Origin of the sequence: Acinetobacter sp. Lyrl_1, from assembly GCF_051948795.1 — a bacterium.
GTDB classification, from domain to species: domain Bacteria; phylum Pseudomonadota; class Gammaproteobacteria; order Pseudomonadales; family Moraxellaceae; genus Acinetobacter; species Acinetobacter towneri.
Genome location: NZ_JAYJLK010000115.1, coordinates 1 through 496, shown reverse-complemented (window position 1 = coordinate 496; position 496 = coordinate 1). Strand labels below are relative to the sequence as shown.

Genomic DNA, 496 nt, shown 5'->3' with positions numbered 1-496 from the left:
GACTTTATGTATGATCAACTCAGTGATGGACGTAGTTATCGAGTTCACAACGTGATTGATGACTATAATCGCGAGTCATTGGATATATTGATTGACTTTTCGTTGCCAGCAGAACGTGTGCTGAGAGGACTTGATCAGCTCATTGAATGGCGAGGTAAACCTAAACGCATTAGAACCGACAATGGCCCAGAGTATATAAGTGAGCTGATGGAAAAGTGGTGTGATCAGCATGGTATTGAGCATGTATTTACTCAACCAGGCAATCCACAGCAAAATGCATATGTTGAGCGATTTAATCGTACAGTACGTTATGAGTGTCTAAATCAATATTTATTTCGAGATCTGAGCGAGGTGCAGGACTATACAACTGACTGGCAGTACTTTTATAATCATGAACGACCTCATATGTCAGTAAATGGTTGTCCACCTATTTTTAAACAATAACAAGGCTTTAGATTTTCTACCCATTAATTCAATTAAAAATGGGGGTATTACC

At 38.9% G+C, this 496-nt stretch carries 1 pseudogene; it reads left to right on the top strand.

Features of this window, described 5'->3' with window-relative positions:
* A pseudogene (locus VF675_RS13795) lies at positions 1–444 on the top strand (IS3-like element ISAba20 family transposase); the annotation flags it as partial.
* Positions 445–496: the final 52 nt, after the last annotated feature.